Source organism: Pseudomonas sp. FP2335 (genome assembly GCF_030687535.1).
Taxonomy (GTDB): Bacteria; Pseudomonadota; Gammaproteobacteria; order Pseudomonadales; family Pseudomonadaceae; genus Aquipseudomonas.
The window spans coordinates 1,598,442-1,612,676 of sequence record NZ_CP117437.1 but is presented as its reverse complement, the minus strand read 5'-3'; the positions used below and the strand labels follow the sequence as shown (position 1 = coordinate 1,612,676).

Here is a 14,235-nt window from a genome sequence, read left to right as displayed (position 1 = left end):
TACCGAATTCACACCGATCAATACCCGAGGGCCAGGATGCTCGACCTACGCAAGCTGCGATACTTTCTGACGGTCGCCGAAGAATTGCACTTCGGTCGAGCCGCCATTCGCCTGCACCTGGCCCAGCCACCGCTGACCCGGCAGATTTCGGCGCTGGAGGCCGAGTTGGGCTTCAAACTGTTCGATCGCACCAGCCGCACCGTGACACTTACCGCTCAAGGCCGGTCGTTCTTGCCCTATGCGCGGGGTGTGCTGGAACAGGTGGAGCTGGCACAGGTGATCGCCGGCAAACTGGCCGCAGGCACCGCTGGGCAACTGGCACTGGGGTATGTCAGTTCGATTGCCTTGTCGGACCTGTTCAGCCAAGTGATCCATGCCTTTGCCCAACGCTTTCCCGACGTGCAGCTGACCCTGGTGGAATGCGCCTCCGGCAGCCTCGGCGCGCAGGTGGCGGACGGGCGCCTGGACATTGGCTTGAGCCGCCGGTTGCCGCAAAGCAGCGAAGTGCAGGCTCTGTCGCTGGGCCAGGAACCCTTGGTGGCCGCGTTGGCCAGCGACAGCCCGTTGGCGCGCCAGGCGCAGGTGAGCTTGGCGCAGCTCAGTGCTTATCCGCTGATCCTGTTTCCGGCGGATCATGGATCGGGACTGAACCAGTCCATCGAACAGCTGTACCGCGAGCATGGGCAGCCCCTGCGCGCGGGGCCGACCGGCCGACAGATCACCTCGATCATTGCCCTGGTGGCGGCAGGGCAAGGCGTGGCGTTGGTGCCGCAATGCGCGCAAAGCTTGATGCACAAGGGCGTGACGTACAGGCCTTTGGTGGAAGTGGATGCGTGTGCACAGTTGTTGGTGCTGACTCGTGATGTAGAAAAAAAACTATCTGTCCAAGCCTTTATGAGGGTGATAGGTGAAGTGGCAGACGCTCGATAGCAAGCAGAATGTTTACGAAGGATGCTTCGAGATCATTGCCGAAGAAGCCGCGGCGGCGGCGGCGGCGGCGCTGACGTTTCTGCAACAAGACCGCCAGCGCCACTTCAGCAAAGTCCGACTGTGGTGACGAGTTGATCTCTAAATGATGTCAGCTCCTCCCCCCTGACACCGAGATCACGCCCATGCTTGAACCCCAGCAACACACGCCAAAGGCCATACGACGCCAGGTGGTCGGCTGGGTACTGGTCTTGCCGCTGCTACTGTCGTTTATGAGGCTGCCGTTTTTCATCGGACCGGTCATCGCGGCAGGATCGATCGTCGCGTCGGCTTATGGCATACGGTTGGCCAGGCAACATGCCAACCGACGCTTGACCGTGTTCGCCTCCATCATCACCGCGTTCAATGTCATTTCACTGTTACTGACGGGAACAGCCTCATTTCTTAAGGCTTTGTATTCCATTTCCTGGATTTACTGGTATCCGCTCTACGCCAACTGGGTGTACTGGAACTTCTAGGCCCAGGAAAATTCAATCGCAAGAAACGTAGTTTCCAACCGGGCGGATACAATTACAGTGGCGCCATGACGTTCGCCCACAGGAGCCCACCCATGCCCTACGAATACAAACTCATGCCCTCCCCGGTCGGCCAGCTCACCCTGGTGGCGCGCGACGGCAAGCTCAGCGCAATCCTGTGGGAAAAAGAGCGCGCCAACCGCGTACGCCTGGGGCAATTGCAGGAGGCCAACAGCAGCCCGGTGCTGTTGGAAACCGAGCGCCAGTTGCAGGAATATTTCGCCGGCACCCGTAGTCAATTCACCCTGGAGCTGGACTTCAGCGGCACCGACTTTCAGAAACAGGTCTGGCAGGCACTCCTGACCATCCCCTTCGGCGAAACCCGCAGCTACAGCCAGATCGCCCGGCAGATCGGCAACCCCAAGGCCGTGCGCGCCGTGGGCGCGGCCAACGGGCGCAACCCGATCTCGATCATCGCACCGTGCCATCGGGTGATTGGCGCCTCGGGTGAACTGACCGGGTTCGCCGGTGGCCTGCAAGCCAAGCAATACCTGCTTGCGCTGGAAGGCACCGGCCAGGCGGAAATGGCGTTCTAGAGCGAATAAAAAACGGCGGTTGGAGAGGCTCCAACCGCCGTTTTTCAGTTCCGGCCAGACACTCAACCGTCGCCTTGATGGCCTTTACCGTAGGTCGACGCCAGGGCACGGGCCTTTTGCAGACGCTCCTCCAACTTGGGCAACGTCTCATCCACCAGCGCCTTGATTTCCGGCACATCCGACGCCGCACCTTCCTGTTTGAACAGGGCGATGGCGTCTTCGTTTTCCTTGACCTGTTGCGCGGTGTAGGCGGCGTCGAAGGAGTCGCCGTCCTTGAGCTCGGGCATCAAGGTTTCAGCTTTGTCGACGATCTTTTCCCGCGGCGCCACAGGCAGCTCCAGCTTCTTGGCGATGGCCGCCAGGTGCTGGTTGGCCAGGGTGCGTTCGTTGATCACCTCGATGGTGTAATCCTTGATCTCCTGGGACGAGGTCTTGGCGTGGGCCATGCGACTGGTTTCGATATCGGCCATCCCTTTGGCCGAGGCCTGCTCGATGAATTCAGCAGGCGACTGGGCGAAAGCATTGCTGGCGCCGAGGCCCAGCAGCATCGCGAAACTGGCGGTGCGTAACCGGATAGCCATGCGGCTCATGATGGGTTCCTCCAGGGCAAAATTAGGCGAGGGGGAATACACCCCGCCCTGAATTCGAATTTTCAGGGCGGCAAAGGTTTAGAAAAAACTTGCCAGTGCGACGAACGGTCGTGATTGCGTCACGCCGGCTTACTGGCAAACAGACCCGGCAGCGCATGGGCCAACGCATTGATGGCAAAGCCGATAAACATCACCCCACAAAGCCTGGTGATGAGGATTTCATGCCGCTGATACACCGTGCGCACCCGCTGGGCGCCGACCACGCCAATCAGGATCGCGTAGGCCAGCACGCCACCGACGAAGCTGAGGAAGATCAGCGCAGGCAACATCGACCACGTCAGCAACTCGGCACGACTGGACAACAACGCCGTAAAGGTTGCAACCGCCACCGGGTACGCCTTGGGATTGGTCAGGCCGAACAGGATGCCGTGCCAGAACGGATGCCGCGCAGCGCCTTGGGGTGCATCGCTGCTGCGGCGCTGGGTGCGGATCGCACGCCAGCCGAGCCAGAACAGATACAGGCCGCTGAGCACGCCCAGCACATCAAATGCACCGCTGCCCACCTCCCGCGCACCAACGATGGCGATCAGCGCCGTGCTGCACCACACCACATCGCCCAACAAGTGCCCGCACAGAAAACCCGCCCCGGCGCGACGGCCACGGGCGGCGCCGATGCCGAATACGGCGAGGACGCCTGGGCCCGGGGTGATACCGTAGATAAAACCTGAAGCGAGGACGGCGAGCAGCAAGGAGGGGGTCATGGGCGCGACTCTGACGGACGGTTAAGGGTGGAAAGATTCTGCATGTTCTACCTCGCAGCGCAATGCTGAACACACTTCTATATCAGTCAATACACCCCGCATCCGCCCCAGCAACCACTGCAACCCCGAATCCCCACCCCGCCGCACATGCCACGCCAGCTCAAACGCGAACGACGGAATATGAAACGGCGGCGCCACGGCCACCAAATGCCGGTGATCGATGTTCAGCAAGCCCCGCGACGACACCGTCAAAATCAGATCCGTGCCCTGGATCAACTGCGGCGCCACGCCCCAGTGCGGCAGGCTGATCGCCACATGCCGGCGCTCACGAATTGCCGTCAATGCGCGCTCGATTTCCGGCGTGCCGCTGCCTCGCATTTCCAGCAACACATGGGGGCGCGAGAGGTAGGTGGGCAGGTCCAGTGTGCCACCCTCCGGCAAGCTGTTGCGGTCCACCAGGCAGGTGTAGTGCTCTTCAAACAGCGGTGTAGTCCGCAGTTCCGCCGGCATGTCAGGAAAGACCCCGGCAGCCAGGTCGAGATCGCCATTAAGCACCCCATCCACCATGCCCTCGCGGCTGGCCTGAATAATTTGCAGGTCAATACCCGGCGCTTCACGGCGCAGCATGCGCACCAAATCAGGTAGGAAAATCGCCGCACTGTAGTCCGACATCGCCAGGCGAAACCGCCGCTTGGCCGACGCCGGATCAAATTGATTGGGCGCCAGCAACGCCTGTACCTGGGCCAAGGCTTCGGCCAGTGGCGCCGCCAACTCCAAGGCGCGCGCGGTGGGTACCAAGCCGCCACCCTGGCGTACCAGCAACGGATCGCCGAGCACATCGCGCAAGCGCGCCAGCGCATGACTGACCGCCGGCTGGCTCAGGTGCAAACGCTCGGCGGCGCGGGTGACGTGTTGCTCGCTGAGCAAGGCGTCGAGGATCACCAGCAGGTTGAGATCGATGCGGCGCAGATCATTCATCAGCTGCATGCTCGGCATAAGAACTTGGAATTTAAATTTGCGCGACGAATACCTTAGAGTCCAGCAAAACCTTTGGGAGATTCATGATGACCACGTTGCATTGGCTGGGTTTATTGGCGCTGGCAGTGATCGCCGGGGCAGTGGTGCCGTTTCAGAGTGCGATCAACGCCAACCTCGGGCGCGGGCTCGGGCACCCGTTGTGGGCCACCCTGGCGTCGCTGCTGGTAAGCATTGTCGTGTTGCTGCCGGTGATTGTGGCGCTGCGCTTGCCCCTGCCGAGCCTGGGTTTTATCAGCAAGGCGCCGTTGTGGATGTGGGCCGGTGGCGCATTTGGCGTGTGTTTTATTTCCCTGGCGTTGATGCTGTTGCCCAAGCTCGGTGCGTCAGGATTTATTGCACTGGCCATGGCCGGGCAGATGCTCGCCTCGTTGCTGCTCGATCACTTTGGCCTGTTTGGGCTGGCGGAGCGGCAACTGACAACGCCCCGGGTGCTGGGGGCGTTGTTGTTGATTGGCGGGGTGGCGTTGATTCAGTTTAGCGCCACGCCAGCCAAGGCCTTGGCCGCAGCGTGATAATTCGTCAACGCTTGTCGGACGTACGCAGCTTTTGTGGCAGCCCCCACAACAACAGCGCAGCGGCGATCAACGCACACACACCAATCACGTAGAGCGCCGGGGTGGTGCTGCCGCTGATGTCCTTGATCCGCCCAACCATCACCGGGCTGACAATACCGCCCAGTTGTCCCAGGGTGTTGATCAAGGCAATCCCGCCCGCCGCACCGGCACCCGCGCCGGCCAGCAGTTTGGGCGGCAAGGTCCAGAAGGTCGGGATGGCAGCGATGATCCCCGCACCCAACAGGCCCAGCGCCACGATCAGGAACGTGGTGTGGTCGTCAAAGATACCGGCACAGAAAAACCCTACCGCGCCCAATACCACCAACCCACTGACAAACTTGCGGCGTTCACCGGTGGCATCCGACCAGCGTCCTACCAGCACCATGGTGATCGCACCACAGATATAGGGGATGGCGGTCAGCAAGCCGATCACCACCGAGCTTTCGATACCGGTGCTGCGGATCAATTGCGGCGCCCAGAAGTTAAGGCCGTAGGACGCTACCTGGATCAGGAAGTAGATCAGCCCCAGCATCAGGAAACCGGGAATTCGCAAGGCCTGGAGCAGCGAGCCCTTCTTGTGGACCTCATGCACGGCGATGCGGCTGGAGAGCAAGGTTTTTTCTTCGGCGCTGAGCCACGGCGCATCTTCAATACGGTCCTTGAACTGCGTCAGCACCATCCACGCCAAGACCACGCACGGCATACCACCGAGCAGGAACAGCCAGTGCCAGCCGCGCATCTGCAGCACACCGTCCATGTGCTCCAGCACCAGCCCGGAGAACGGCGCCCCCACCAGCCCGGCAAACGCCGAAGCTAGGAACAGCATCGAGGTAATACGCCCACGGAAGTCCTGGGGAAACCACAGCGTCAGGTAATACAGCACGCCCGGCGCAAAGCCTGCCTCCATGGCGCCAATCAGAAAGCGCAGCACGTAGAACTGCCACTCAGCCGTGACAAACACCATAGCCGCCGTCGCCAGCCCCCAGGACACCATGATCCGCGCGATCCACCGACGAGCCCCGACCTTGTAGAGCATCATGTTGCTCGGCACTTCGAAAATCACATAGCCAACCACAAACAGCCCAGCCCCCAAGCCGTATGCGGTGTTGCTCAGGCCAAGGTCGGCCTGCAGCTGGAACTTGGCGAAGCTGATGTTGATACGGTCAAAAAAGGCGAACAGGTAGCAGACCATGATCAATGGCATCAGACGCCAGGCGACCTTGTTGACCACGGCTTTGATCGGATCGACTTCACCTGCCGGGCGCGCGCCGGCCTCTAACGGATTAGTGCTCATGTTTTCTCTCCAGCGGGCTGCTCACGGGCGCCCGATTGTTTTTGTTGTCTGGTGCGGGGTTACAGCGTGGCGATGTACGCCGGTGGTGGATGCAGGTCGCAATTGCGCCCGGCCTTGGCCACCTGGCCGGGCAGTTCGTGCCCCAGCAAGGCCGGCAATTGGCGGGACAGGTGCAGCAGGTGCGGCAAGTCGATCCCGGTGTGAATGCCCACTTCTTCGCACAGGTTGACCAGGTCTTCGGTGCAGATATTGCCCGACGCCCCCGGCGCAAACGGGCAGCCGCCAAGGCCGCCGAGGGCCGCGTCAAACCGCCGGGCCCCAGCCTCGTAGGCCGCCAGCACGTTGCACAACCCCAGGCCGCGGGTGTTGTGGAAATGCAGGGTCAGGTCATTGGCGGGCACACGCTCCAGCACACGCTTGACCAGGCGCTCGACCTGACGCGGGTTGGCCATTCCGGTGGTATCGGCAAGGCTGATGCCCTGAATGCCCAGCTCGCGATAAGCATCGACAATCTGCAGCACGCGATCCTCATCGATCGCTCCTTCGAACGGGCAACCAAAGGTGGTGGCGATACTGGCGTTGAGGCGCACGGGATGGTCGGCGGCAAAGCTGACAATATCGCCGAACGCCGCCAACGACGCCTCGCATCGCATGCGCATATTGGCCAGGTTATGGGTCTGGCTGGCAGACATCACCAGATTCAACTCATCGGCGCGGGACTCGATGGCGCGTTGGGCGCCCTTGAGGTTGGGGATCAACGCCACGTAGATCACACCGGCCTTGCGCTGGATGCCCTGGAACACCTGCTCGCCATCGCGCAATGCGGGAATGGCCTTCGGTGACACGAACGAACCGGCTTCGATCCGCGAAAAACCGGCCAGTGAAAGCTGGTCGATCAGGGCGATCTTGTCGGCGGTCTCGACCCAGGTCGGCTCGATTTGCAGGCCGTCCCGCGGGGAGACTTCCTGCACGATCAGCGGGTCTGAATAGTCGTGAATCATTGCACCACTCCGGACGTTTTCAGGCGTTGAATATCGGCGCCGGTAAGACCCAGGCTGCCAAGAATGTCATCCGTATGTTGGCCCAGGGCCGGACCCGACCAGTTCACCCCGCCAGGCGTTTGCGAGAGCTTGGGCACGATGCCGGGCATCTTCACCGACACGCCGCCGGGCAGCTCGGCGCTGAGCAACATGTCCCGCGCCTGATAGTGCGGATCGCTGACGATGTCCGCCACGGAATAGATGCGTCCGGCCGGCACTTCGGCGGCTTCCAGCGCGCTGAGTACCTGGTCGATGGGCAGGCTGCTGGTCCAGTGGGTGATCGCCGCATCGAGCAGCCCGCTCTTGGCGGCGCGGCCATCGTTATGGGCGAACTCCGGCGCTTCGCCCAGGTCGGCGCGACCGATGGCGCTCATCAGGCGCTTGTAGATCGGGTCGCTGTTGCCGGCAATCACCACGTAGGCGCCATCGGCGGTCAGGTAGGTGTTGGACGGCGCGATGCCGGGCAAGGCGCCGCCGCTGCGTTCACGCACATGGCCGAGCATGTCGTATTCGGGCACCAGGCTTTCCATCAGATTGAACACGCTTTCGGCCAGCGACACATCGACGATCTGCCCATCGCCCTGCCCGGTCTTGACCCGCAACAGCGACATCAGCGCGCCGATCACACCGTGCAGGGACGCGAGGGAATCCCCCAGGCTCACCCCGACCCGCGCCGGAGGCGAGTCCGGGTTGCCGGTGGTGTAGCGGATACCGCCCATGGCCTCGCCAATGGCACCGAAGCCAGGACGGTCGCGATACGGGCCGGTCTGGCCATAGCCAGAGATGCGCACCAGGGTCAGCTTGGGGTTGAGGGCGTGCAACACGTCCCAGCCCAGGCCGAGTTTTTCCAGGCCACCGGGACGCAGGTTTTCGATCAGCACGTCGGCATCGCCGAGCAGTTGCTTGATCAGGTCCAGGCCTTCGCCGGACTTGAGGTCCAACGCCAGGGACTTCTTGTTGCGCGATTGCAGGTACCACCACAGCGACGTACCTTCATGCAGCTTTCGCCATTTGCGAAGTGGATCGCCCTGGCCAATGGCTTCGATCTTGATCACCTCGGCGCCAAACTCGGCCATCAGCCGGGCGGCGAACGGCGCGGCAATCAGCGTGCCGATCTCGATCACCTTGATACCGCTCAGGGGACCCGTCATGGTGTGGACCTCTTATTCTTGGAATATGGCGCCAAGACTAGAGGGCCAATACAGGAGAAATCCAACCGTCAGTTGGCAAGTAGCGTTCGCGAAAGGCGAACGATCGAAGAATTATCTGTAGGACTCAGACGTATTGCTCAGGTAATCAAAGAGCAAACGACTCACTGGCGACAGTTGCGCCTCATCACGTACCACCAGGATCAGGCTGCGATCCGACCAGGCATCCGTCAGCGGCACGGCATGCAAACCCAGGGCGCGGCCGAACAATTCGTACGCCTTGCGCGGCAGAATGCCGATGCCCATGTTCGCCTGGACCATCCGGCACATCGCATCAAACCCCGGCACATGAATACGCAGGCGCAGCATCTTGCCCGCCTCCCGTGCGGCGGCGTGGGTACGCATATTGATCGAGCTGGCGGCGTGCAGGCCGACATAGTCGCTGTCCAGGGTTTCGGCGAAGGCCAGGCTATCGCGGGCTGCCAAGGCGTGATCCGCGGGCATCAGCACCACCAGTTTGTCGAGGCGATAAATCACGCTGGGCAGGCCTTTGATGTCGGTGTCGCTGGAGCAGATGCCCAGGTCCGCCACGCCATCCAGCACACCCTGGACCACGCCGTTGCTGGGGCGCTCCTCCAGGTCGGTTTTGACCTGAGGGTGCAGTGCGGAAAAATCCCGCAGGTCTTCGGGAAGGAACTCAATGATCGCCGAGAGATTGGCCAGCATCCGCACATAGCCGCGCACACCATGGCTGTGTTCGCCGAGTTCCAGGCCCATTTTCTCGACGTTGAACAGCATCTGCCGTGCATGGTGCAACAGGGTTTCACCGGCGGCCGTCAGGTCCATGCCCTTGGCCCGCCGCACAAACAGGCTGACGCCCAGCACCTGCTCCAACTCCATCAGCCGCTTGCTGGCAGCCGACACCGCAATGGCTTCGCGCGAAGCGGCACGGGTCAGCGTGCCCTCTTCAAACACCGCGACAAACAGTTGCAAGGTGATCAAATCCAGGCGGCGCACCAGGCTCTTGTGCAACATCAGCGGCGCTCGCCGGCCAGTCGATTGATCTCGGCCTGCTCCACCACCGGTTGTGGCGCGCCCTGGCTCGCCGCCTGCAACATCGCCCGGCCAACAGTCTCGGTGCTGACAACCCAACTTGGCTTGACCTGGCGTACAAGCGACAGCAACGGCCCGAGCACGGCATAAAACCCTTGGTACAACGGCGTCTTCGACCGCACCCCGTGCAGCGGCTGGATCACCCCTGGCCGGAACAGATACACCGCCTTGAACGGCAAGCGCAGCAAGGCATTCTCGGTCTTGCCCTTGACCCGCGCCCACATCGACTTACCCGCCTCGGAACTGTCCGTACCGGCGCCGGACACATAGATAAACGTCATCTGCGGATTGAGCCGCGCCAACGTGCTGGCCGCGACCAACGTCAGGTCGTAGGTGAGGTGGGTGTACCGGGGTTCACTCATGCCCGCCGACGAAACGCCGAGGCAGAAGAAGCACGCATCAAAACCTTGCAGCAGGTTTTCCAGGGGTTGGAAATCCAGCATGTCGCTGTGCAACACCTGATGCAGCTTGCCGTGTTCCTGGGTCAGGGGCGTGCGGCCAACCGCGACCACTTCCTGCACGTCAGCGGCCAGCAGGCATTCACGTAGAACACCTTGGCCGACCATGCCGGTGGCGCCGAATAACAGAACTCTCATAGGGGGACCTCAGCGGCAAGCCGCAAGCTCAAGCTTCAAGTTGAATGCGATTTCACTTGTAGCTTAACGCTTGCGGCTCGTCACTGCCCCGCTAGAAAGCGCTGCGAAAGATCTCTTCTATCTGCCTTTGATCCGCGCGCCGTGGGTTGGTCAGCCCGCACGCATCCTTCAAGGCGTTGGTGGCGAGCAGCGGGATGTCCTGCAACTTGGCGCCCAGTTCACGCAGGCCAGCGGGGATGTCGACGTCCTGGGACAAACTGCGAATCGCCGCGATGGCCGCCTGGGCGCCCTCTTCCACGGTGATGCCCTTGACGTCGGCGCCCAGGGCGCGGCCCACGTCGCACAAGCGTTTGGCGCTGACGCTGGCGTTGAAGCTCTGCACATGGGGCAGTAGGACAGCGTTGCACACGCCGTGGGGCAAATCGTACAAGCCGCCCAGTTGGTGGGCCATGGCGTGTACAAAGCCCAGCGACGCGTTGTTGAACGCCATGCCGGCGAGGAACTGCGCATACGCCATGTTTTCCCGCGCGGCCTTGTCGCTGCCGTCGCGCACGGCCAGGCGCAGGTTGGCACTGATCAGTTCGATGGCCTTGATCGCGCAAGCATCAGTGATCGGCGTGGCGGCAGTGGACACGTAGGCTTCGATGGCGTGGGTCAAGGCGTCCATGCCGGTGGCGGCGGTGAGGCCCTTGGGCATGCCGACCATCAATGCCGGGTCGTTGACCGACAGCAGCGGCGTGACGTTACGGTCGACGATGGCCATTTTCACGTGGCGGGTTTCGTCGGTAATGATGCAGAAACGGGTCATCTCGCTGGCGGTGCCGGCGGTGGTGTTGATGGCCACCAGCGGCAGTTGCGGCTTGCTCGATTGGTCGACCCCCTCGTAGTCGCCGATATGCCCGCCATTGGTGGCGCACAGGGCGATGCCCTTGGCGCAGTCGTGCGGCGAACCGCCGCCCAGGGACACCACAAAATCGCAGGCGCTCGCCTGCAAGAGCGCCAGGCCGTTCTCGACGTTTTCCACGTTGGGGTTGGGTTTGGCGCCGTCGTAGATCACCGAGTCGATGTCCTGCATCGCCAGTTTCTCGGCGATCATGTGGGCCACGCCCGCCTTGGCCAAGCCGGCGTCGGTGACGATCAGCGCCTTGCGAAAGCCGTAGTTGCGAATGGCAGTCATGGCTTCGTCGAGGCAATCAGTGCCCATGATGTTGACGGCGGGAATAAAGAAGGTGCTGCTCATGGCGAATCCTCAGAGGCTTTATGCCTACAGAATCAACCCGTGGCGCGCAGCGCATCTTGATCAGGATCAACGCCCGCTCGTGATAAAGTCACCGCCCAGCCGATTTCGAGTAGACCCGCCGCAATGAAGGATTTCCAGGATATTGACGCCCACCTTGAAGACTGGAGCGCCCTGCGCAGCGCGATCGACTTCAGCGGCATTCTGATCGGCAACGGCGCCAGCCGTACGATTTGGGAAGACTTTGCCTACGACTCGCTGTTCGAAAACGCCCGCACCGTCGAAGAAAAGCCCCTGAGCCAATCCGAGCTCAGCGTGTTCGATGCCCTGCAAACCCGCAGTTTCGAGCAAGCCCTGGGTGCCCTGAAAACCACCAGCCGGGTCAACAAGGCGCTGGCAGTCAGCTCGGCGGCGCCGCGCAATCGCTACTACGCGATCAAGGAAGCGCTGATCAATACCATCCACGCCGTGCATATCCCGTGGCGTCTGGTGCAACCGTCGACATTGGCGACGATCAACCGCGAACTGGCAAGCTACTCCACGGTATTCACGAGCAACTACGACTTGCTCAACTACTGGGCGATCCTGCACGCGCCGGGCATTGACGACCTGTTCCGCAGCGCCGACGCCAGCTTCGACCTGCGCAACACCCGCACCGACGCCACGCGCATCCTCTACCTGCACGGCGGTCTGCACCTGGTGCGCAACCTCGACGGCACCGCACGCAAGCTGCCGACCACCGACAGCACCTTGCTCAGCAGTTTTGCGATCAACAACACGATCAAGACCCTCGACGATGTGCCACTGTTTGTCAGCGAGGGCAAGGTTGAAGAGAAGCTCAAGACCATCCGCAGTTCGGATTACCTGTCGTTCTGCTATGAGCAATTGCTGACCCATGAAGGGGCGTTGTGCATCTTCGGCCACGAATTGGGGGCACAGGACAAACACTTGGTGGATGCGATTCGCCAGGCGGGATTGACCACCTTGGCGATTTCGGTGTCGGGACGCAGTGATGGGTTTATTCGTCAGCAGAAGCGGCGGTATTCGCAGCTGTTCGAGGGAACCGATGTGGAACTGAGGTTCTTTGCCGCGCGTACCCATGCGTTGGGCAATCCTGCGCTGTCCGTGCCCGTCGAACGCTGAGAAAAATGTGGGAGGGGCGTGGCCCCGATGCCGGAGTGTCAGCCACTGCATGCGTTGGCTGAACCAGGGTCATCGAGGGCAAGGCCTCTCCCACTTTTTTAGAGACAAATAGCAATGGTTCTCGATACCATTCGCGACTTTCCTACGTCGCGCTTCGTCAAGAAGGATATTCATGTCTCGCCCCAAGCCCGACCCGCTGTCGGCCGATGCCTTTCGCGGGTTCTATACAGATATTCTGTATTTCCTGCGCAAACGCACGGACAACGCCAGCGACGCTGCGGACATGACCCAGGACGTCTTCACCCAATGGCTGGACTACCGCGACCGCGCCAAGGTCGAGCAGCCGCGGGCGTTTCTGTTCCAGATGGCACGCAACCTGCTGCGTGATCACTGGCGCAAACAGAAGGTGCGCCATACCGTCCACAGCGATCAGGCCGAACGGGATGCCGAGCCGGTCACCGACGAGCACAACGAGCCCATGGCCGCCGTGCAGCGCTTGCAACGCCTGGAACAGTTGAAAGAAGTCCTCGCCGAGCTCTCGCCCCGCCGCCGAGAAGCCCTTATGCTGCACCGCTTCGAAGGCCTGAGCCAGGCGCAGATCGCCGAACGCATGGGGATTTCCACCAGCATGGTGGAAAAACACATCGCCTTCGCCCTGCTGCATTGCAAGCGACGCCTTCAACACGAACCCGGCACGGAGCAGCCAGAATGAACCGCCTGAGCGACACAGACGCAATGGACATCGAAGAGATCGACTCTATCGACGCCCAAGCCGCCAGTTGGTTTACCCGCAACCGCAACGACCCCGACCGTACCGAGCGCAAGGCCTTTGCCGCCTGGCAGGCCGAGCCTGCGCATGCCCGCGCCTATGCCGAGTTCGAGCAACTGTGGGCCGACCTGGCCCAATTGCAGCAACTGAACAAACCCGTGGCGCTGCCCAAGCGCAAAGCGCCGATGTGGCGCCCGGCTCTGGCGGTGGCCGCCGCGTTGGTCTGCGCCGTGCTGGCCAACAGGATCGACACGCCACGCGAGCTTTTTCACACCCAGGTTGCCGCCCACGCCAAGGGCATGCGCACCTTGAACCTGCCCGATGGCAGCACCTTGTATGTAAACGCCAACACCCGCGTGCGCGTGGATTTCAGCGCCTACCAGCGCATTCTTCACCTGGACAAGGGCCAGTTGTACATAGAGGTCGCGCCTGACAAGGAACGCCCACTGTTCGTACAAGCCGGCGCAGCGAATGTACGGGTGGTTGGCACCGGTTTTGACGTGCGCCGCAGCCAGCAGCAACTGGTGGTCAGCGTCGCCCATGGCCAGGTCGCCTTCGCACCCGATGCCAAAAGCCCCGTCGCACTGCTCGGAGCCCAACAACGCGCCACCTTCAACTACGCCAAGGGCACCCTGCAGCAGCAAAGCCTCACCGGCGAAGAAGTCGCCGACTGGCGCAGCGGGCACCTGGCATTTCGCAATCGCGAGCTGGCCAGCCTGATCGACGAACTGGGCCTTTACCGCCCGCAAGCCCCGATGCAGGTCAGCCATGCCGTGGCGCAACTGAAGGTCTCGGGCAACCTCGACGTAAACGATCCGGACGCCCTGCTCAGCGCCCTCCCCGCCCTGCTGCCGGTAAAAACCGTGACCTCAGCCGATGGCATCATCAGGATCGAAGCAAGCAAATAATATCTA

The 14,235-nt window shown here is 61.9% G+C and carries 17 protein-coding genes; 8 read left to right on the top strand and 9 right to left on the bottom strand.

Features of this window, described 5'->3' with window-relative positions:
- The first annotated feature begins 36 nt into the window (after nt 1-36).
- The 4 genes from PSH81_RS07090 (at nt 37) to PSH81_RS07075 (ending at nt 2,038) form a co-directional block, all read left to right on the top strand.
- Nucleotides 37-930 (top strand): LysR family transcriptional regulator, encoded by an 894-nt coding sequence (locus PSH81_RS07090; protein ID WP_305392233.1) that lies wholly within the window; start codon nt 37-39, stop codon nt 928-930.
- Nucleotides 908-1,057: a hypothetical protein gene (locus PSH81_RS07085; RefSeq protein WP_305392232.1), complete on the top strand. Its 150-nt coding sequence runs from the start codon at nt 908-910 to the stop codon at nt 1,055-1,057. Before PSH81_RS07090 ends, PSH81_RS07085 begins: the two co-directional genes overlap by 23 nt.
- 55 nt (nt 1,058-1,112) lie before the next feature.
- On the top strand, nt 1,113-1,445 hold the full coding sequence (locus PSH81_RS07080) for a hypothetical protein (RefSeq protein WP_226455257.1): 333 nt from the start codon (nt 1,113-1,115) through the stop codon (nt 1,443-1,445).
- 92 nt (nt 1,446-1,537) lie between these two features.
- Nucleotides 1,538-2,038, top strand: coding sequence for a methylated-DNA--[protein]-cysteine S-methyltransferase (locus PSH81_RS07075; protein ID WP_192299239.1), 501 nt, complete (start codon nt 1,538-1,540; stop codon nt 2,036-2,038).
- A 62-nt stretch (nt 2,039-2,100) separates the two neighbouring features.
- Here PSH81_RS07075 and PSH81_RS07070 read toward each other — a convergent pair whose 3' ends face one another.
- From PSH81_RS07070 to PSH81_RS07060, 3 genes are all read right to left on the bottom strand, one after another.
- Nucleotides 2,101-2,628, bottom strand: coding sequence for a DUF4142 domain-containing protein (locus PSH81_RS07070; RefSeq protein WP_305392231.1), 528 nt, complete (start codon nt 2,626-2,628; stop codon nt 2,101-2,103).
- Between the two features lie 119 nt (nt 2,629-2,747).
- Nucleotides 2,748-3,389, bottom strand: a complete 642-nt coding sequence (locus PSH81_RS07065; RefSeq protein ID WP_226455256.1) for a LysE family translocator — start codon at nt 3,387-3,389, stop codon at nt 2,748-2,750.
- Nucleotides 3,390-3,410: 21 nt separating this feature from the next.
- Nucleotides 3,411-4,385 (bottom strand): LysR family transcriptional regulator, encoded by a 975-nt coding sequence (locus tag PSH81_RS07060; protein ID WP_226455255.1) that lies wholly within the window; start codon nt 4,383-4,385, stop codon nt 3,411-3,413.
- 68 nt (nt 4,386-4,453) lie between these two features.
- Here PSH81_RS07060 and PSH81_RS07055 point away from each other — a divergent pair, with 68 nt between their 5' ends.
- On the top strand, nt 4,454-4,939 hold the full coding sequence (locus tag PSH81_RS07055) for a DMT family transporter (RefSeq protein WP_192299243.1): 486 nt from the start codon (nt 4,454-4,456) through the stop codon (nt 4,937-4,939).
- Between the two features lie 7 nt (nt 4,940-4,946).
- Here PSH81_RS07055 and PSH81_RS07050 read toward each other — a convergent pair whose 3' ends face one another.
- The 6 genes from PSH81_RS07050 to yiaY all read right to left on the bottom strand — a co-directional run bounded on the left by PSH81_RS07050 (nt 4,947) and on the right by yiaY (nt 11,412).
- Entirely contained in the window at nt 4,947-6,275 is a 1,329-nt protein-coding gene (locus tag PSH81_RS07050; protein WP_305392230.1) for an MFS transporter, read from the bottom strand.
- A gap of 59 nt (nt 6,276-6,334) precedes the next feature.
- The gene (locus tag PSH81_RS07045) at nt 6,335-7,276 is read right to left on the bottom strand and encodes a hydroxymethylglutaryl-CoA lyase (protein ID WP_226455253.1); all 942 of its coding nucleotides are present in this window, start codon (nt 7,274-7,276) and stop codon (nt 6,335-6,337) included.
- Nucleotides 7,273-8,466: a CaiB/BaiF CoA-transferase family protein gene (locus tag PSH81_RS07040; protein ID WP_226455252.1), complete on the bottom strand. Its 1,194-nt coding sequence runs from the start codon at nt 8,464-8,466 to the stop codon at nt 7,273-7,275. Before PSH81_RS07040 ends, PSH81_RS07045 begins: the two co-directional genes overlap by 4 nt.
- A 111-nt stretch (nt 8,467-8,577) precedes the next feature.
- Nucleotides 8,578-9,498 (bottom strand): LysR family transcriptional regulator, encoded by a 921-nt coding sequence (locus tag PSH81_RS07035; protein ID WP_226455251.1) that lies wholly within the window; start codon nt 9,496-9,498, stop codon nt 8,578-8,580.
- Complete coding sequence (locus tag PSH81_RS07030; RefSeq protein ID WP_226455250.1) at nt 9,498-10,172, bottom strand: NAD(P)H-binding protein; 675 nt, start codon at nt 10,170-10,172, stop codon at nt 9,498-9,500. The genes PSH81_RS07035 and PSH81_RS07030 overlap by 1 nt, the downstream gene beginning before the upstream one ends.
- Before the next feature lie 91 nt (nt 10,173-10,263).
- Nucleotides 10,264-11,412, bottom strand: a complete 1,149-nt coding sequence (yiaY, locus tag PSH81_RS07025; RefSeq protein ID WP_192299249.1) for an L-threonine dehydrogenase — start codon at nt 11,410-11,412, stop codon at nt 10,264-10,266.
- A gap of 123 nt (nt 11,413-11,535) precedes the next feature.
- Here yiaY and PSH81_RS07020 point away from each other — a divergent pair, with 123 nt between their 5' ends.
- From PSH81_RS07020 to PSH81_RS07010, 3 genes are all read left to right on the top strand, one after another.
- On the top strand, nt 11,536-12,552 hold the full coding sequence (locus tag PSH81_RS07020) for a DUF4917 family protein (protein WP_192299250.1): 1,017 nt from the start codon (nt 11,536-11,538) through the stop codon (nt 12,550-12,552).
- Nucleotides 12,553-12,724: 172 nt separating this feature from the next.
- Nucleotides 12,725-13,264 (top strand): RNA polymerase sigma factor, encoded by a 540-nt coding sequence (locus PSH81_RS07015; protein WP_305392229.1) that lies wholly within the window; start codon nt 12,725-12,727, stop codon nt 13,262-13,264.
- Nucleotides 13,261-14,229 carry a FecR domain-containing protein gene (locus tag PSH81_RS07010; protein WP_305392228.1) on the top strand — a complete coding sequence of 323 codons (969 nt, stop codon included), beginning with the start codon at nt 13,261-13,263 and terminating at the stop codon, nt 14,227-14,229. The genes PSH81_RS07015 and PSH81_RS07010 overlap by 4 nt, the downstream gene beginning before the upstream one ends.
- The last annotated feature ends 6 nt before the right edge of the window (nt 14,230-14,235 follow it).